We start from the raw sequence: 19107 nt of genomic DNA on the forward strand, positions 1-19107 counted from the left end.
TTATTTGTCAGTGGATGCTGCAGTAATTTGCAGTGCAGTGACATTTTGTAAGCCACGCGGCAATCGATTTCCACGACGGCCACGCTCACCCTGATAGTGTTCAAGATCAGCCGCTTTCAGTGTGAAATGTCGCTTGCCAGCATGGACAGTTAGTGCATCGGCCAAAAACAATAACTGTAAATCAACAATAAACTCCTCACGTTGTAGCGCTTTGGAGGAAGGAATACTAATTAACTTATTCCCTTTACCGCGACTAAGCTTTGGAAGTTCATTAGCCTTGAAAAGAAGCAAGCGCCCCACATTGGTTACACAAGCAATGTATTGCTCGTCTTTATTGGCAATTAAACGCGGGGGTAAAACACGACTATTTTCTGGTAATTTTATGCAAGCCTTGCCATTGCGGTTTTTAACATATAAGTCTTTTAATTGAGTGATAAAACCATAACCAGCATCGCTTCCCAATAATACCCAATCGTCTGCATCGCCTCCAATTAGCGCTTCAAACAACATGCCGTCAGAAGGGTTTAATTTTCCTGTAAGTGGTTCACCTTGTCCACGGGCAGAAGGTAAGGTGTAGCCTGGTAATGTATATACTTTACCTTCACTATCAAAAAATAGTACTTGCTGGTTACTTCTGGCATTGGTTTGGGCTTTAAAGTCATCGCCCGCTTTATAGCTTAATTCACGTCCATTAATATCATAACCTTTTGCTGCTCTAACCCAGCCCTTTTGGGATATTACTACTGTAATGGGTTCATTGGGCAAAACATCTTCTTCTTTTAGCGCTTGTGAATCCTGACGTTCTACCAAAGGGGAGCGTCTTGTATCACCAAATTGTTTTTTATCAGCAGCAATTTCATTTTTTACTAGTGTCTTTAATCGTTTTTCACTGGCTAAAATGGCTTGTAAGGAATCACGTTCTTTGCTTAACTCATCAAGTTCTGCCCGCAAACGGATTTCTTCAAGCTTGGCTAAATGACGCAACTTCATTTCAAGAATTGCTTCGGCTTGCCTTTCGCTGAGTCTAAAACGCGCAATTAATCCTTCTTTAGGATTTTCATGTTCCCGAATAATAGCAATCACTTCATCTATATTAAGGAAAGCAATAATTAACCCTTCCAAAACATGAATGCGATCCAGGATTTTTTCCAGACGATACTGTAAACGTTTTTTAACGGTTAACAGACGATAACTTAACCACTCTTGTAAAATGGTAACTAATCCCTTCACTCGTGGTTTACCATCCAAACCTATCATATTGAAGTTAACCCGATAACTGCGTTCTAAATCAGTCGTGGCAAACAAATGTGACATGACCCCATCAATATCAACTCGATTTGATTTAGGAACAATGACCAAGCGTGTTGGATGCTCATGATCCGATTCATCACGCAAATCTTCTATCATAGGTAATTTTTTTTGTTGCATTTGTAATGCAACTTGTTCAATAACTTTTGCACCAGAAACTTGGTAAGGAAGGGCTGTGATGACAATGTTGTGCTTTTCCTGGCGATAAACGGCTCGCATTTTAATTGAACCGTTTCCTGTTTCATATATATTGCGAATGGCGTGGCTGGGAGTGATAATTTCTGCTTCCGTTGGAAAATCTGGGCCTTTGACATAAGCACAAAGTTCATCCAAGTTGGCATTAGGATTATCTAGCAAATGAATACAGGCATCAGCAATTTCCGTTAAGTTATGCGGTAAAATATCAGAGGCCATTCCTACTGCAATTCCCGTTGCCCCATTGAGTAATACATTGGGTAAGCGTGCCGGTAATAGAGCAGGTTCTTGTAAAGTACCATCAAAATTATCAACCCAATCTACGGTCCCTTGTTGTAATTCTGATAACAGTAATTCAGCGTATGGAGAGAGGCGAGCTTCAGTATAACGCATTGCGGCAAATGACTTCGGATCATCGGGAGAACCCCAGTTTCCTTGACCATCTACAAAGGGATAACGGTAGGAAAAGGGTTGTGCCATAAGCACCATAGCTTCATAGCAGGCTGAATCGCCATGAGGATGAAATTTACCCAATACATCCCCTACTGTTCTAGCTGATTTTTTATGCTTGGCTGTTGCTTTTAGCCCTAATTCAGACATTGCGTAAACAATACGACGTTGCACTGGCTTTAAACCATCCGCTATGTGCGGCAATGCCCTGTCAAGAATGACATACATCGAGTAATCAAGATAAGCTTTTTCAGTAAACTCGGTTAATGGTTTGCGTTCGATAAGATCGTTCATAAGTCTTATGATTCATGCTAATTTGCAAATTAATGCAAATCGGGTTAATAAAGCAAATTACAATTATTTGCGAAAAGTTAGCCAACAAATTTCTTTGTTTTAAGGCTCAAGGTGCAGAATAGTGCATCTAATTTTTAAGCACAGATTTGCTTCATCTTTTGCCTACTTGTGTGGAGGCGTAGACATGGTGGTTGTATATCTTGCTATTAAAATGCATTTACCCTGATCCAATGTGAATAATCTAGCATAAAGCCAGTAAAGATGCGAATGGCTCTAATTATTCACGGCATTTTCTCACCAAATTCACAGAGTTATCCACAAACACTAAATATTCATGTTTATATTTACAAATATAAATTTCATTTAAAATCAAATAGTTAATATAAATTAAACTTTATTTGCGAATGAAATCATAAAGTTATTCACACGCTGTGCAAAAATAAATTTCTATGGCTTTATTTAAGCTTACTTACTGTTGGACTTATTTCGAGATCCTCCATGCAAAAGAGGTGTCATCTCCGCTCAGGCGAAGATTCATATAAAAGAAATTCTATTTTTATAAACAGGTGATGTCTAAACTGCCCGACTGAAAAGCCGAGACAGTTTTTTCTGGATTATTTAATATTTTTACGAATTTTTTGAATTGCACGAATTTGAGCAACAGCTCTTGCCAACTCAGCAGCAGCCTTTGAGTAATCCATCTCTGCGGATTTATTAGCAATTGCTTCTTCAGCACGTGCTTTTGCGGCTAAAGCTGCAGCTTCATCAATTTCTTCAGCGCGTTCAACTGCATCTGCCAAAACAGTGACATAGTAGGGTTGCACTTCCAGCATTCCGCCTGAGACATAATAAACCTCCTGAGCGCCACCTGGTAAAGTGATGCGAATTTCACCAGGTTTTAAAAGCGTCAACAGAGGGGCATGTCCAGGCACAATACCAACTTCCCCAAGCTCTCCAGTGGCGACGACCATTTCGACGACACCGGAGAAAATTTCCTGTTCAGCACTGACGATATCTAAGTGCGTTGTTATTGCCATGTCTGTTTGCCTCATAGGGTTTTAGCTTTAGCAACAGCTTCCTCGATGCTACCAACCATGTAAAACGCTTGCTCAGGCAAATCATCGTACTCACCAGCAAGAATTCCCTGGAATCCTTTGATGGTATCTTTCAATGAAACATACTTACCTGGCGCACCGGTGAATACCTCAGCAACGAAGAATGGCTGAGACAGGAAGCGTTGAATCTTACGAGCACGAGATACTACACGCTTATCTTCTTCAGACAACTCATCCATGCCAAGAATCGCAATAATATCTTTTAATTCTTTGTAGCGTTGCAATGTTTGCTGTACCCGGCGAGCTGTATCATAGTGTTCCTGACCAACAATCAGTGGGTCTAATTGACGTGAAGTCGAATCCAAAGGATCTACTGCGGGATAAATACCTAACTCAGCAATTTGACGGGAAAGTACTACTGTAGCATCCAAGTGAGCAAACGTAGTTGCTGGTGATGGATCGGTTAAGTCATCCGCAGGAACATAAACTGCCTGGATAGAGGTAATAGAGCCCGTTTTGGTCGAGGTAATACGCTCTTGCAGCATACCCATTTCCTCAGCCAGTGTTGGTTGGTAACCTACCGCAGAAGGCATACGGCCTAGCAGTGCGGACACTTCAACCCCAGCCAGTGTATAACGATAAATATTATCAATAAACAACAATACATCACGGCCTTCATCACGGAATTTCTCTGCCATGGTCAGACCAGTCAATGCTACGCGAAGACGGTTTCCAGGTGGCTCGTTCATTTGCCCGTATACGAGAGATACTTTATCAAGAACGTTAGAGTCTTTCATCTCATGATAGAAATCGTTACCCTCACGAGTACGCTCACCCACTCCCGCAAATACAGAGTAACCACTATGCTCAATAGCAATGTTACGAATCAATTCCATCATATTAACGGTTTTACCTACACCGGCACCGCCGAAGAGACCAACCTTACCACCCTTCGCAAATGGACAAAGCAAGTCAATTACTTTAATACCAGTTTCCAGTAATTCCTGGCTACCTGCTTGCTCCTCATAACTTGGCGCTTGTCGGTGAATAGCCCAGACCTCATCTGCCTCGATAGGACCAGCATCATCAACAGGGCGTCCCAAAACATCCATAATACGGCCCAAGGTCTTTTTACCGACAGGAACCTGGATAGGCTTGCCAGTGTTTTCCGCTTTGACGCCACGTTTTAAACCGTCGGTTGTACCCATTGCAATGGTGCGGACAACGCCATCACCCAGCTGTTGTTGCACTTCAAATACCAAATCCCCTTCAACAAGCTGAAGCGCATCGTTAACTTTGGGAACATTATCGCGGGGAAACTCAACGTCTACAACCGCACCAATTACTTCAACTACTGTTCCTAAACTACTCATGATATACCCTCTTATAAAGCGTCTGCACCACCGACAATTTCTGCCAGCTCTTGTGTAATAGCAGCTTGTCGGGCTTTGTTATAAGCCAATTGAAATTCTTTAATTAATTCACCTGCATTATCAGTAGCACTTTTCATTGCAATCATTTTTGCAGCTTGCTCACATGCAATGTTCTCCACAACGCCCTGATAAGTTTGCAGTTCGATGTATCGCTCCAGTAATCCATCCAACAATTCTTTGGCATCAGGTTCATAAATATAATCCCAATAGTGGCCAAGCTCCTTGCTATCCTCATCAGATACTGGAAGTGGTAATAATTGTTTTACTGTTGGCCTTTGGGTCATCGTGTTCACAAATTCATTGTACACAATGTGCAAGGCATCGATGGTACCATTGTAAAATGAATCGATCATTACCTTCACAACGCCAATCAAATCCTTAACACCTGGTTTGTCACCAAGCTGATCAACAGAAGCGGTTACATGGCCTCCAACACGTCTAAAGAAAGCCTGTCCTTTGCGCCCAATAACGCAAAGATCAACTTCTTTACCTTCATGCTGCCATTGACGCATTATGCGAATTGTTTCTCGCAATAAATTGGCATTCAAACCACCGCACAATCCGCGGTCGGAAGTGACAACAATCATACCCACCCTTTTAACATCTCGTTGGGTCATGAAAGGATGATGGTATTCAGAGGTAGCTCGAGCAATGTGTTTAACAACATTATAAATTTTAGTTGCATAAGGTTTGGATGCCCGCATTCTATCCTGCGTTTTACGCATTTTGCTTGCGGCAACCATTTCCATCGCCCGAGTTATTTTTTGCGTGTTCTTAATACTCGCAATTTTTGAACGGATCTCTTTCGCTCCAGCCATATCTTGCTTCGCCTTAATTAAACAAGCTACTGAATCAGTAACCTATATAAATCGTGTGCCGCCATAATGGCGGCAGCTTTATTACCAACTACCAGTGCGTTTAAACTCTTCTACCGCGCTCTTTAACTGAGCCTCGATATCATTGTCGTAAGCACCCGTTTCGTTAATTTTCTTCAACAAGGCTGCATGAGACGCCCGCATATAGCCATGCAAGGCAGCTTCAAATGCAGTCACTTCTGAAACGGGAATGTCATCCAGGAAGCCTTTTTCCACGACAAAAAGTGAAACAGCCATTTCAGCTACTGATAGCGGAGAATATTGTTTTTGTTTCATTAATTCGGTAATACGTTGGCCACGCTCCAATTGTTTGCGCGTTGCATCATCAAGATCCGAGGCAAACTGAGAGAAGGCTTCGAGTTCACGGTACTGTGCCAACGCAAGACGTGTACCACCACCTAATTTTTTCATAATCTTAGTTTGCGCAGCTCCACCTACACGTGAAACGGATAAACCAGAGTTAATCGCAGGACGAACACCTGAGTTGAACAAATCAACATCAAGGAAAATCTGACCGTCGGTAATGGAGATTACGTTGGTTGGTACGAACGCCGAAACGTCACCGGCCTGTGTTTCAATAATTGGCAAGGCAGTAAGTGAACCAGTTTTGCCAGTGACTTCACCATTTGTTAATTTCTCGACTTCTTGCGCATTAATTCTTGCTGCACGCTCCAATAAGCGAGAATGTAAATAGAAAATGTCTCCAGGGTAAGCTTCACGTCCCGGTGGGCGACGCAGTAACAATGAAATTTGACGATAAGCCCAAGCTTGTTTAGTCAAATCATCATAAACGATAAGGGCATCTTCACCACGTTCCATGAAGTATTCACCCATTGCGCAACCTGAATAGGGGGCAATAAATTGCAACGCAGCCGAATCAGAAGCGCCGGCTACTACAACAATGGTATGCTCCATTGCACCGTGCTCTTCGAGTTTGCGTACAATTGCAGCGACAGAAGACGCTTTCTGGCCAATAGCCACATAGATACATTTAACGCCAGTTCCTTTTTGGTTAATAATAGCGTCAATAGCAATGGCTGATTTACCTGTTTGACGGTCACCAATAATGAGCTCCCGCTGGCCACGTCCAACTGGAGTCATTGCATCAATCGCCTTTAATCCAGTTTGAACTGGCTGGTCTACTGATTGACGTGAAATAACCCCTGGGGCCACTTTTTCGATAGGTGACATTTTTTCAGCATTGATTGGACCCTTTCCATCAATCGGATTCCCTAATGCATCGACAACACGACCCAAAAGACTTCTACCGACAGGAACTTCAAGAATACGTCCGGTACATTTACCCTTATCGCCCTCAGACAATGCAGAGTAATCCCCAAGAATTACCGCACCCACGGAATCGCGTTCCAAGTTAAGTGCCAAACCGTAAACCCCACCAGGGAATTCAATCATCTCTCCTTGCATGGCGTCTGCCAAGCCATGAAGGCGAACGATACCGTCTTTTAAACTAACAATTGTTCCTTCGTTTTTTGCTTCAGAAACAACGTTAAATTGCTCAATTTTACTTTTAATTAATTCACTGATTTCAGATGGGCTTAATGCTACTTGTTCTGACATGAAATCTATCCTCTCTATTATGCGGCTAACCGGGCACCCAGTCGCTTTAACTGTTCTTGCACCGAACCATCAATTACCAAATCACCAGCCTGAATAACCGCACCACCAAGCAATGATTCATCAATACTTACCTCAAGCGTTATCTCACGCTTTAATCGCTGTCGTAATGATTGTTTAAGTTGCTCTTTTTGTGCATCAGATAACTTAGAAAAACTGCGAACATTAACAACAAGTGTTTTTTCCTGCTCGGCACGCAGCGCTTCATACAGCACTTTCATATCTGGAAGAAGCAAGAGCCGCTTATTTTTCGCCAATAAAGAAACCAGGTTTTCAATGGCCTTTAATTCATTAATGCCTGAGTTGGCAAAAGGCGTCATTAATAATTCCTGGTGTTGCTCTTCTGTTGTCTCAGGATTTGTAATGAATTGGGTTACAGCATCGTTCATTACAGACACAGCCAAGACCTGTAAAATTTCAGACCATTGACTAAGCTTGTTAACAGCCAGAGCATATTCAAATATGGCTTTTGCATAGGGTCTGGCAATGGTTGTTGTATCTGCCATATCAAATCTCTTTAATTAGACTATCCAGTAGTTCACTGTTTGCCTTCTCATCGATTTCTCGCATAAGAATTTTTTGTGCACCGGCAACTGCTAGTTGAGCAACTTCTTTACGCAAGCTGTCACGAGCACGATTAAACTCTTGCTGCAATTGCTCATGAGCAATTTTCGCTTGTTTTTGTGCTTCCAGCTTGGCTTCTTCTTTTGCTTCTTCAACCAGTTGAGCGGCACGTCGAGTCGCTTTTTCAATAATATCAGAAGCTTGCGCTTTGGCTTGCTTCAATTCATCTTTAACACGATGCTGAGCCAATTCCAGTTCTTTACGCCCACGCTCTGCAGAGGCCAAACCATCTGCAATTTTATCTTGGCGTTCTTCCATTGCTTTCGCCAACGGTGGCCAAACAAACTTCATGGTAAACCAGACAAATGCTGCAAAAACAAGCATTTGAACAATTAGCGTTAAATTAATATCCAAGGTCATTTCTCCTGTAACATTCGGGGGCGTTGCCCGCCCCATTAGGTGTTATCAAGAACCCAAGTTACTTAGGAAAGGGTTAGCAAAGGTAAAGAATAATGCAATACCCACACCGATCATGGTTACCGCATCAAGAAGACCAGCAACGATAAACATTTTTACTTGAAGCATAGGAACCATTTCTGGTTGACGAGCAGAACCTTCAAGAAACTTTCCACCTAACAAACCGAAACCGATTGCAGTACCTAACGCACCCAAGCCAATCAATAATGCGACTGCGATAACAGTCATACCTTGAACTTGTGCTATTAAATTTGCAGCTTGCATATAAATCCCCTTAATGGACAATGTTTAAATTAAAGTTAAAATTAATGATCTTCATGAGCCAGACTGAGGTATACAATAGTCAGAACCATAAAAATAAATGCTTGCAGCGTGATCACCAGAATATGGAATATAGACCATGCCAGCGCCAATAAAAATTGCGCAGCACCCAAAGTTGCAGTGGCTGCTACGGAGGATACTGTTGCATTTAAGGTTAGCAAGGCTATCAGAATAAAAATTAATTCGCCAGCATAGAGATTTCCAAACAAACGAAGTGCCAGCGATATTGGTTTTGCAATCAAGCCCACCAACTCGAGTAACAAATTAAAAGGAATGAATGCCCAATGGTTAAAAGGTTGTAATGCTAGTTCTTTAGTAAATCCTTTAATGCCTTTAATCTTAATGCTGTAAAAAAGAATTAAAATGAAAACAGACAAAGATAATGCAAATGTCAAATTCAAATCGTTTGTTGGCACCACTTTAAGATAGTGGACCCCTAATGACTGTGCCGCCAGGGGCAAAACATCAACGGGAACAATATCCATGAAATTCATGATAAAAACCCAAACAAAAATAGTTAAGGCGAGCGGCCCTATTAGTTTGTTCTTACCATGGAAACAATCTTTTACCTGATTATCGGCAAATTCCAACATAATCTCAGCAAAATTCTGTAATTTCCCCGGAATTCCAGTTGTGACCCTGCGAGCACCGAAATACAAAAGCGCCAAAACAATAATACCCGTAACTACAGAGAAAAAGAGAGTATCCAGATTTAATGTCCAAAACCCACCTGTGCCCAAACTCATGGTTTTGAGGTCAAAGGTTAAGTAGGTTAGGTGATGTTTGATATAGTCTGTGCTTGATATCATTTCAGTCACTTTTCGGCCTATTTTAGTTTGTTAACAAAAAACAAGGGTGCGAACCAATGGCTCATTAACACCACAATGTAGGTTAAAAAAAATGCAAGAGGGGCTATTTTGAATGACATAAACACGAAAGTAAACAAGCCAATTGTCGTAACAATTTTCAAAGCCTCACCCACATAGAAACCTTTGACAATTTGTCTTGCAGCCCGGGCACCTTGGTAGCGAAAAAGTTTTCTTGCAAAAAGCGCTGTAGGAATGATAGCTACCAATCCCCCAAGAAGCGCTGAAAGTGCTTCTTTCCTTCCCCAGGTCAGCAGCAAAACCAAGGCTATCAATACGCAAATCATTAGTTGTGCTACCAGCAAACGCCTAACACCATCGAGGCCACGCTTATCTTTCACAAAAATTCACCCATCTTTCAACGCGCGGATTATAAAGTAATCAACTTGGATAAGCAACGGCAGTACCTAAAATTGTCCTTTTTTTCTTCTTGCCTGAGGAAGCTGTTTTTTATAGACCTTCGCTTTTTATCCCTATTCCACACTGGAATAGTCCTATTCCAAACTATATTTTGTTCAAATTGCACAAAATTTATATAATGAAGATGTTTCGTTAACCTTGGAGTAGCCATGAGATTATTTACACAACATTTATCAACTTTGGAAAAATCATTATTGCGAAATTTACCCGCTCATGTTTTTTCAATGTTGAAAGATAAAAATTTAACTGCCCAAGAAGCGCATGAATTTATCTCAACTGACGATAGTTTAAAAGAGGACCCTGTTTCTATAAGCGTTATTTTTCAACCCGCCACGGTACATCCAGAGCAGGTAGAAATTCGAATTTATTCGGAAAACTCGGACTCTTCACTAAGCTTCTTTTTTTCTAATAAAATTTGGCTTTGCACGGGCATGGTGAACCAAGGGATAGATTTTATAATGGAGCATTCCCAGCAGCAATCTACCGTAGAGCAGGCAAAAAGCACCGTAGAGAAAGGCAATAAAATTATAGCATTATTTAATCGATTAGAACCTATAGCTAGCCAATCTCTAAGCCATTCTTGAGGGCTTTGATAAGTGTAGTGCCTTTTATAGTCATTGCTTAGATAGTCTTATTGATCTGATTAAGATCTATAACTCTATCCGCCATCTGAATTGTTTCAATTCGGTGAGCAATGACAACTTGTGTAATTGCAAGCGTTGCCAAGGTATGGTTAATATTTCTTTCATTGGCGACATCCAAATGACTGGTTGCTTCATCCATGAATAAAATTTTTGGTTTCTTATACAAAGCTCTGGCGAGTAGAATGCGTTGTTTTTGGCCTCCTGATAGGGTAGACCCCATATCACCGACCAACGTTTCATAACCCATGGGTAATTTTATAATTTCCTCATGGATACAAGCTAATTTTGCAGCGGCATACACTTCATCTAGAAGAACGTCTTCACTGAAAAAAGAAATATTATCGAGAATGGAGCCTGTGAGCAATGAATCATCTTGCATTACTGAAGCCGTTAATTCACGATAATTTTTTAAACCGAAATCATCGAGTGAAATCCCATCGATATATACCTCACCACTGGCTTTATGCAAGAGTCCCATCATAACTTTCAGTAAGGTTGATTTACCGCAACCGGAAGGCCCGATTATTGCTATCTTTTCCCCTGCTTTTATATCGAGATTGATATCATTCAAAATGGTTTTCCCATTGGCATCGTATTTAAAATTAACATTTTTTAAACATAAAGCGCCTTTCATTTGTTCTGTATGACCAGAGCCTGAGGGTACCTCCTCATATTCCTGAAACAAAATATCGCTTAAACGGTTTAATTGGATTGCAATCAATTTATAATCAATTAAATTTTGCATCAGCGACGTGGTTTTATTCACGAATGATTGACGATAGGAAAGAAAGGCTATTAGCATCCCTGCAGAAAACTTATTGCTCAACACTAGTGAACAACCTACACAAATAATTAGAATAGGTTCTAAGTGAAATAATAATTGGTTCACACAGTGGTAAATCACATTAATTTTGGCTATTTTTATGTCTGCATTCAAGGAGTTGACATAGCTATTGCGCCATGTATGAAATCTTACCCGTTCTTTTGCAAATGATTTAATTGGAATAATTGCCTGCAGCGTCTCCAGAAATACAGAAGCTGATTTTGCATGTTGCACAATGGAGGTTTCTGTTTCCTTTCGTAAAGAGTAATAAAATAGATAGCGAATAGTCATGCAGATTGATAATGAGAATAGAATCAATGATGTGAGTACATAGCTATAAAGCAGCATCACGAGCAAATTAATAATCAACATAAACCCATCGAGTACTGCATTAACGAAGTCTGTACTGATTTTCTTTTGAATTTGATCAATAGAATGAAATTTTGACTGAATATCGCCTTTATGCCTTTTTTCAAAAAAATCGAGGGGTAATTTTAAAAGGTGATTAACAACATTGGCAGAAAACTTTTCCGTCAAATTGTTTGTTAAATAAATTATTAAATGCCCGCGAATATATTCAGTAAAAATCTGAATCAAAATTAAAATAATGAACGCCGACGCAATAATATACAAATTATCAATCTCACTGGAACCAATGACATCATCAGTCACATATTGTATAAACAGTGGATTTAATAAATGTAGAATTTCAATCGAAAAAGAAAGTAAAATTAATAAAATCATGGATTTATTAATACCACTCACATTTTGCACCAAATCGTACAAACTTAACTTTGCACAATCTCTTATTTTCTGAAAATGGTCTGTTTTTTCAACTTCAAGCACAATGCCTGTAAACGATTTAAACACTTCATCCATACTGCAGTGTTTAAGTCCAATTGCCGGATCATGGATGGTGATAGAATGTCGACTTACTTTTTTCAAGACAACAAAGTGATTCATATTCCAATGAATGATCGCTGGTGTCTTAATCTGGCGCAGCTCCTCTAAAGATACCCGCAAAGGCCTGGTTATAAAGCCTAAATTTTCAAACATTTCTTTCAGGGTTAGCAAGGTTACACCGCGCTGTGAAGGCCTGCTTATGCGTCTGATAGCACGTAAGTCGAGTTCATGCCCCCAAAAATTACTAATCATTGCCACACAAGCGTGCCCACATTCAGCCACTTCATCCTGAAGGATAACTGGCAATCGACTGCTTTTTTTAAATTGAAGACTTGCTGTATAACTCATGTAAATAATTTCCCGTAATAACTATATAAAGGATCAAAAATCCATTGCCATAACTTTCTTTTTGAACCTACAACCACAGCTGATAGAGTCATTCCATGCTGAATTTTTTTCTCCCTGCCATACACCATGACATGCTGTCTTTCCAGACTAGCAATCACTTTATAATAAGGCTCCCCTATACGAATGGGTTTTTCCTCTTCCTCATCGGTCATGATATTTTGGCTAATTTCTTTAATAGTTGCTGCGTAAGTACCGAAACGCTGATAGGGGTAAGCATCATAACGAATCAAAATTTTGCTATTTTTATCAAGAAAACCTGCTTTTCTGGCCGGAATGAATAATTCCACTATCAGCTCAGCATCAGCCGGAATAATGGTTAATAAAAACTTCGTGCTGTTAACATATTGCCCCTCTTTGTAAAGCACACTGGAAATAATGCCCTCAATGGGAGCGTGCACGATGAAAGAACGGCTCTGCTTGTAATTAATCCTATCCATTTCAAGAAGGCTTTCTTTATTTTCAAGCTCATATAGCTCTTCCTGCTTTTGATTGTACTCAGCCTTCGATAGGTATTTTTTCTGTAACAACAATCGCATGGCAGCAAGGTTTCTGCTTTTATGCGCAATTTCCTTTTCGATGAGTTTGTGTCTTTTCTCTAATTGCGCAGCTATATCTTGTTCATTGCTTCTAAAAGAAGTATCTACGAGGAATAAAGTGCCATCTTTGTTTATTTTTTCGCCCTGATGAATATAACTTTCAGCAATAATTCCATTCATTTTAGGATAAACACGCACCAGTGCTTTGGTTGAATTGACATATCCGGAAACAATAAATTTTTCCGAAAATTCAGCAAAAATTAGAAAGGCACCAATTAAAAAAATGAATAGGGAAAAACCTATTGTCAAAAATTTATATCCTGGTGGCGTATTAATAAAAATTGCCCCGTAAATTCGTTCTTTTTTATGCTGAAGTACTTCAGGTCGAAAAAATAATTCTTCTTTCATCAGAGGAACTCTATACTTACCCGTGGTGGAAGGTAATAGCAACCGTTTAGCCAGGACTCGCTCTTTATTTTTTCCATAGTAATTTCTAAGTTTTGCTGGCAATCAATTCCATTTGATTACCCACTGTAACTATTGTTTTCGTCCTGAGTCGAACAATTAATGGATTAACTAACTGTGGTCTCCAACCAATTTTTCCAAGCCGAAAAATCAGTTTCCCCATAATTTTTACCGCTTATCTTTTTCAAAATTTGATAAGCAATTCTATGATTATTAGGTTGTTTTAATTTTAAAATGGCTAACAGATCTTTTCCTCCTTGTTGTTTAATAAGTCGTTTTGAATCCGCAGAGTCTAAGGTCGTTAGTAATACATGCAATGCTTTATTTCTATCCGTTACACTCGGGGAATCCAATAACTCCAAAAATGGCTTTGGATTAACGTCTGTAATTTTTGCCATAGCTATAGTGGCACCAATAACTCGTATCACATCATTACGAACATCACTGTCTTTATCGTGCACATGCGGTGTTAACAAGGTTACAATCTCTTGCGGGTTTGAAAAATGGCCGATTAAAAAAGCAGCTGCCGCACGACGTTGCGGATCAGGATCATGATTTAACGTATTAATAATTAACTCCCGTTGCTTTATAGCGCCTTCATTAAATTTAGCTAAATAGGGCTTTAATTCGGGATGCTGAAAATCGGTAATGCAATGATAAACAGGACAGGGGGCGCCACTCGGCGGGGTATTTAGAGCGATAACGGTCGACTTTGTGCCAAAAGCAATCATTTCATTGATTAAATCATTTTTAGGTTTAAAAGGTCCCGAAGGTATAGCCGGACTGGCAAAGCGAAGTCTTTCGGGTTGGCCTTTTCGGATAACCTCGATAGTCGTATATTTATTTTCATTCAGCGGGTAATGAATTGTATTTAAATCCACGTACAAATAGTCACCTTCTTTTTTAATATCTTCAATCAGGTTACTCTTTAGTTCAGTCATTCTTTCAATAGACATCTTATCGCTATTTTTAAATACTTTTTCAGTAAGATCAGCAAAATCGTCAATACTTTTAGCGTATTTTTTCACGATTTGTTGAGCTTTATAGGATTCATCTCCATACAAATCAATCACATTGCCGGCATTTAAATAAAACGGTAATGTTAGGCTTGCTGTAACTAGTAACATTTTTATCATGATTTTATCCTTATTCGTTGCACACCTGGGCACAATTTAAATCAACATGGCGATTCCTGCTTTGCGTAATCAAGCCTGCCATCTGGGTTCGATAACGCTCAATAGTATGCTGGGAATTTTTAGAATTCCATATGAATTGTGGCGATCTATTAACAATAAAATTGATAAAAATATCCAGCATCCTAAATTCTGGGTTGTATTCTTCTATCCACAAAAATTGCCCTTGCTCATTCACTTCAAGAAAAATGTAGTCATCCTCTGGCGTAACAATAAAATCACATGCTCCAAAGACAATACCGAGCTTTTGCATGAATAAACGTATTTTTTCCTCAAGCTCCGCAGGCAACTTGTAAGGTTCAACACCAAGAGCACCTTCAGGAATAGCTCGCCAATCTATTTGTCCATCCGGATGAATTTGAGAATTCAGTTTGGCAGCAACGAGATAGTCTCCAAAACAAGTAATTCTTAATTCGTATTTTTTCTTGACTTCTTTTTGAAAGATGCTGGGAACCAGCTGTAACAAGTTACTACTGGGTAGCTCCAAAAATTTAACTTTGGTCGTATAAGAAATTTTGATTTGCTCCTCTTCAAACCAAAAATTGGAGCAAAGTGGTTTATAAATGACACCATCAGTATCATGTTTCAAGAGAAATTGCCGTATATCCTTTGGATTGTTTGAACATAAAGTAACGGGAATATTCATTCCACAGGCTGCTGCAAGCTTTAACTGCAATAACTTGGAATTGGCTCGCGCGGCAGCTTCTTTCGAATTAATCCACCAGGCATTAGGTGCCATATTATAAGTAAGCGACTCAAAGAATAAGACATTTTCCCGCACTGCAAATTTATAATCCTGGGGATGGATTAGCTTTTTAGGCAAATACGGTTTTCTAGCACGTCGCCACCATACCACGTCATAATCATTATCCATAATTAGATGGTAGTTATCGGCATTTTTCCATTGATAATTTTCAGCAGTGATATACACCGAATTTCTCTGTTTCGTAGGTTGATCGGCTGTAAAAAAAAGTCGCACCTGATGTCCCATTTTTTCCAAGGCAATTTTTACTAACATGGCGTGACAGTCATCAGGCTCTGTAGGAATTAATATCTTCATTTTTTCTCATTGAGGTAATAGATTTTTCCCTTAAGGCTCTTCCAATAAAGAGCCTTCCTTAAGTTGTTAATTAATGATCTTGATTAACGTCATATTTAACATCCGTAATAGGACCACTACCGCCTGTTATCAAAAAAGTTCGTTGGACTGTGCCTTGTGATGAGCCACCAGATACTTTATCTAAATCTCCATGCTCTATTGTTTTCGCGAAGGTATAAGCGAAAACTCGCTCGTTTTGAATTTCCATTATTCTCTCCTTGTGCATTTAGGCTGCAAAATGATTTACAGCCCAGGACTTGCTTTTTTAGTCATTTACCAATCAAAAGTGACATCCGCCCTCCCATCAAAATTTCCGGGCCAGGACCCCGTTGGCGCAACTGTGGCTTGAGTTGTTAAGTAACTTGAACCACCTCCCCCAGATACCTTGTCTAAATCCTCCTGTCCGATCACTTTTGCAGAGGTATAGGCGAAAACTCGCTCGTTATTTTCCATGTGTTTCTCCTTTATTAATTTAAGCCGCAGAGCTTAAGTTAAGTTGCGATTTTGGACTTGCTTGTGTCTTGGCGACGGGGGCATTATTGAAGTTTTTTAATTTTTGGACGCCCCCCACACCTAGGGCTTGCAATCATCAATATCGCATGATAATCAACTAGAGCACGCCTTCGTTAATACCCTCGCTTATCCCAACACTACACGTTTTAAAGTTAACTATACTTAAAAGAAGTTTGTTCTCGAGATATAAAAAATGCCAAAGCCCTCAGAATTTAAAATTAAATCTGCAAAAAAACCTTATATCCCCCATAAAATAGGATTATCACACTTGGATGAGAATGGTTTTTTAAATCCCCTGGAGAGAACCACAAAAGTCCGAGAGATAGCAGAGAAAGGAAAAAGCCTCCGCGGTCAGTCAGAATATAAACGTGTAAAAGATCTTTTGGATGAAAAAAAATTCCTGGTTTCAAATTTACAAGATGAGCTTAACTTAAAAGATGTTCGCCTCAATGAAATTGATAGAACTCTTCGTTCAATCGAAAATCTGGAAGAAGACCTCAATAGTCTCTTAGAAGACAATGATGAAGAAAGAAAAAACGAACTGCTAGAAGCTATACCAAGACAAGAGCAATACATTATTAGTCTCGAAAGAAAATTGGCCACAAAAAATTTCAACGAAGATTACGACGAAACAGAGAAATCTGTACAAAAAGAGCTGGAGAAAACGAGGAAAAAATTAAAAGCAAATCAAAATGATTTACGCGAAATTGAGGAAAAGCCACCGGAATTCCTCCAGAAAAAAGAAGAAGAGATTAACCGACTTAATACGGAGTTGCTTAAATCCAAGCACCAGCTAATTTCTATAGTTCACCCCAATACAGAAAATTCAGAAAGAGCTGATTTACTACAACAATATACGGTCGAAGAGTGGGGTGAATTAGCCAGGGAGAAATTAAGCAAACATTTTGCTGCACTGGAGCCACAAATTCAAGCGGAGCGCCAAACCATTAACCAACTCGAAAAATTATTGGCAATAACTAACCCTAAATTACGTAAAGCCTATCTTCAATCCCAAGGGATTGAGACATTCTACGATACATTGATCGCCGAATATAAAAAGGAATTAAAAGTCTTAACGGTGTATCTAGGCGAACAACACGACAAAGACTTAGGTTCAGGCGCTTTCGGCAAAGTTAAAATTGCTCAAGATGAAGAGGGTACTTTTTGGGCGGTAAAATACATGGCAAAAGACCGCACCCCACACCTTCAGAAAAAGGAATACAAAACACTTAAACAACTTGATGAAGCCGGCGGAAAAGCGACGTTTCAATCGCTTAAAAATGTTAAAAAGTACGGTAGCGGGGCCAATGTAATGGTCATGAAGCTGGCGCCGGGCGTACCGTTATCAAAGCCTCCTAAAGAATCCCGCTCAGACTTAGCCACGATTGAAAAATTAGAAGCGATTAGTGATGCCATTCTTTGCCTTCATAATAAGGATATCATTCACTTTGATTTAAAGCCTGAAAATATCCTCTACGATGCTGCCAATAAAAAAGCAACGATTATTGATTACGGGACGGCAACCGCTCTTCCAGAAGGAAAGCAGGGTTTTCGTCCACGCTCAAAGGAAACTAAGGAATCGCCTGACACAATAGGTTTAGGAGGGTCTCCTTTATATGCACCTTTAGAAATGAGAAAAGACTTGTATGCTGCCAAGTACCACTATGAAAGTGATTATGTTAAACCAGCTGATTTTGAATACACCAAAGCGTTTGATGTCTATACTGCAGGTATCCTTATGGCAGACAATTTGGGATTAACGACCGTCCAATATTTACGTAACGATACGAATCAACCCTATCTTGTACTTGTTGATGAAAATAGTCCTGAGTTTATTAATAATAAAGCCATCAAAGATCCTACTCTACGTAAAGAAGTACTGGATATGTTAAAAAAAATGACGGTGGATGAGCCTCCTTCAGCCAGGCCTGATATGGAGGCTGTAAAAAAATTCTTTTCCGACAAGAAAAAAGCCTTTGTTGTCAAAAACAGTCTCACTAAAACTGCTGTAATTAATATTGATGACTATAAAAAAATGTCACCTGCCGACCAAGAAACTCTTAGAAAAAGCCTAGCAAATTATGATGAGGTTCTTCTAATTTCACCACAGGAGAACCTGGAAGTTAGCTTAAAGGATTCTCTCTATATCCGTCGAGAATTTGAGGAGCATAATATTCTGGTTAGAGAAGACATCTTGCATGGTTCCAAATCTGTTGGCACTATCGTTGAAGCTATTCCACAGTGGGACGCGCAAAAATCGGAAGTGCAACTCAATAGCTATAGTTATCTCTCCATTGCCAATCATAAGTTGCAGGAAAAACCTATCAACCGTGATGCTTTAGTGCAGGATCTTATCAAACATTTAAAACAGTATCGCAATCAGATGGGTGTCACTCTGGATCATAAAAAGCTCCTGAATGCTGCCATCACTAAACTCGAAACCGAGAAAATGAGTATTGACAAAGTGGGGGAGACGCTTGATGATTTGCAACGAAAGACGGGGTCTAAGATAGCGACTAATTTTAAAAGCACATTCTTTTTACCAACAAAAACCGACTCTTCGCAAGCAGGACAGGGTTCCCGAGCAAATTTTAAACCTAAACCCTAATCAAAAGACGGCTTGAGCAGGC

At 39.7% G+C, this 19107-nt stretch carries 18 protein-coding genes; 2 read left to right on the forward strand and 16 right to left on the reverse strand.

The window, feature by feature from the left end; translation table 11 throughout:
* From parC to Ljam_RS09400, 10 genes are all read right to left on the reverse strand, one after another.
* A complete protein-coding gene (gene parC, locus Ljam_RS09355; RefSeq protein ID WP_058449774.1) occupies nt 1-2247 on the reverse strand; it encodes a DNA topoisomerase IV subunit A in 2247 nt (748 codons plus the stop codon).
* A gap of 614 nt (nt 2248-2861) precedes the next feature.
* The gene (locus Ljam_RS09360; RefSeq protein ID WP_058450779.1) at nt 2862-3284 is read right to left on the reverse strand and encodes a F0F1 ATP synthase subunit epsilon; all 423 of its coding nucleotides are present in this window, start codon (nt 3282-3284) and stop codon (nt 2862-2864) included.
* Nucleotides 3285-3295: 11 nt separating this feature from the next.
* Nucleotides 3296-4675, reverse strand: coding sequence for a F0F1 ATP synthase subunit beta (gene atpD / locus Ljam_RS09365; RefSeq protein WP_058449775.1), 1380 nt, complete (start codon nt 4673-4675; stop codon nt 3296-3298).
* Nucleotides 4676-4686: 11 nt separating this feature from the next.
* The gene (gene atpG / locus Ljam_RS09370; RefSeq protein WP_058449776.1) at nt 4687-5553 is read right to left on the reverse strand and encodes a F0F1 ATP synthase subunit gamma; all 867 of its coding nucleotides are present in this window, start codon (nt 5551-5553) and stop codon (nt 4687-4689) included.
* 81 nt (nt 5554-5634) lie between these two features.
* Nucleotides 5635-7188 (reverse strand): F0F1 ATP synthase subunit alpha, encoded by a 1554-nt coding sequence (atpA, locus tag Ljam_RS09375; RefSeq protein ID WP_058449777.1) that lies wholly within the window; start codon nt 7186-7188, stop codon nt 5635-5637.
* Nucleotides 7189-7205: 17 nt separating this feature from the next.
* On the reverse strand, nt 7206-7751 hold the full coding sequence (locus tag Ljam_RS09380; protein ID WP_058449778.1) for a F0F1 ATP synthase subunit delta: 546 nt from the start codon (nt 7749-7751) through the stop codon (nt 7206-7208).
* Between the two features lies 1 nt (nt 7752).
* Nucleotides 7753-8223 (reverse strand): F0F1 ATP synthase subunit B, encoded by a 471-nt coding sequence (locus Ljam_RS09385; RefSeq protein ID WP_058450780.1) that lies wholly within the window; start codon nt 8221-8223, stop codon nt 7753-7755.
* 51 nt (nt 8224-8274) lie between these two features.
* On the reverse strand, nt 8275-8550 hold the full coding sequence (gene atpE / locus Ljam_RS09390; protein WP_028385819.1) for a F0F1 ATP synthase subunit C: 276 nt from the start codon (nt 8548-8550) through the stop codon (nt 8275-8277).
* Nucleotides 8551-8591: 41 nt separating this feature from the next.
* A complete protein-coding gene (gene atpB, locus Ljam_RS09395; RefSeq protein ID WP_074881643.1) occupies nt 8592-9416 on the reverse strand; it encodes a F0F1 ATP synthase subunit A in 825 nt (274 codons plus the stop codon).
* Nucleotides 9417-9433: 17 nt separating this feature from the next.
* The gene (locus Ljam_RS09400; RefSeq protein WP_238583713.1) at nt 9434-9814 is read right to left on the reverse strand and encodes a F0F1 ATP synthase subunit I; all 381 of its coding nucleotides are present in this window, start codon (nt 9812-9814) and stop codon (nt 9434-9436) included.
* Nucleotides 9815-10042: 228 nt separating this feature from the next.
* On the opposite strand from Ljam_RS09400, the gene Ljam_RS09405 reads away from it, so the two are divergent.
* Nucleotides 10043-10477 carry a hypothetical protein gene (locus tag Ljam_RS09405; RefSeq protein WP_058449779.1) on the forward strand — a complete coding sequence of 145 codons (435 nt, stop codon included), beginning with the start codon at nt 10043-10045 and terminating at the stop codon, nt 10475-10477.
* Nucleotides 10478-10514: 37 nt separating this feature from the next.
* Here the strand turns inward: Ljam_RS09405 and Ljam_RS09410 are convergent, their stop codons facing one another.
* From Ljam_RS09410 to Ljam_RS09430, 6 genes are all read right to left on the reverse strand, one after another.
* The gene (locus Ljam_RS09410; protein WP_058449780.1) at nt 10515-12611 is read right to left on the reverse strand and encodes a peptidase domain-containing ABC transporter; all 2097 of its coding nucleotides are present in this window, start codon (nt 12609-12611) and stop codon (nt 10515-10517) included.
* Complete coding sequence (locus tag Ljam_RS09415; protein ID WP_131762229.1) at nt 12608-13717, reverse strand: HlyD family secretion protein; 1110 nt, start codon at nt 13715-13717, stop codon at nt 12608-12610. The genes Ljam_RS09410 and Ljam_RS09415 overlap by 4 nt, the downstream gene beginning before the upstream one ends.
* A 62-nt stretch (nt 13718-13779) precedes the next feature.
* Nucleotides 13780-14808: a HEAT repeat domain-containing protein gene (locus Ljam_RS09420; RefSeq protein ID WP_058449782.1), complete on the reverse strand. Its 1029-nt coding sequence runs from the start codon at nt 14806-14808 to the stop codon at nt 13780-13782.
* Between the two features lie 10 nt (nt 14809-14818).
* Nucleotides 14819-15925: an MvdC/MvdD family ATP grasp protein gene (locus Ljam_RS09425; protein WP_058449783.1), complete on the reverse strand. Its 1107-nt coding sequence runs from the start codon at nt 15923-15925 to the stop codon at nt 14819-14821.
* A gap of 70 nt (nt 15926-15995) precedes the next feature.
* Nucleotides 15996-16172: a hypothetical protein gene (locus Ljam_RS15215; protein ID WP_156411923.1), complete on the reverse strand. Its 177-nt coding sequence runs from the start codon at nt 16170-16172 to the stop codon at nt 15996-15998.
* A 65-nt stretch (nt 16173-16237) separates the two neighbouring features.
* On the reverse strand, nt 16238-16417 hold the full coding sequence (locus tag Ljam_RS09430) for a hypothetical protein (RefSeq protein WP_058449784.1): 180 nt from the start codon (nt 16415-16417) through the stop codon (nt 16238-16240).
* Nucleotides 16418-16670: 253 nt separating this feature from the next.
* Between Ljam_RS09430 and Ljam_RS09435 the strand changes: the two genes are divergently transcribed.
* Nucleotides 16671-19085 carry a protein kinase domain-containing protein gene (locus Ljam_RS09435; protein WP_058449785.1) on the forward strand — a complete coding sequence of 805 codons (2415 nt, stop codon included), beginning with the start codon at nt 16671-16673 and terminating at the stop codon, nt 19083-19085.
* The last annotated feature ends 22 nt before the right edge of the window (nt 19086-19107 follow it).

Source organism: Legionella jamestowniensis, from assembly GCF_001467745.1.
In the GTDB taxonomy this organism is placed as follows: Bacteria; Pseudomonadota; Gammaproteobacteria; order Legionellales; family Legionellaceae; genus Tatlockia; species Tatlockia jamestowniensis.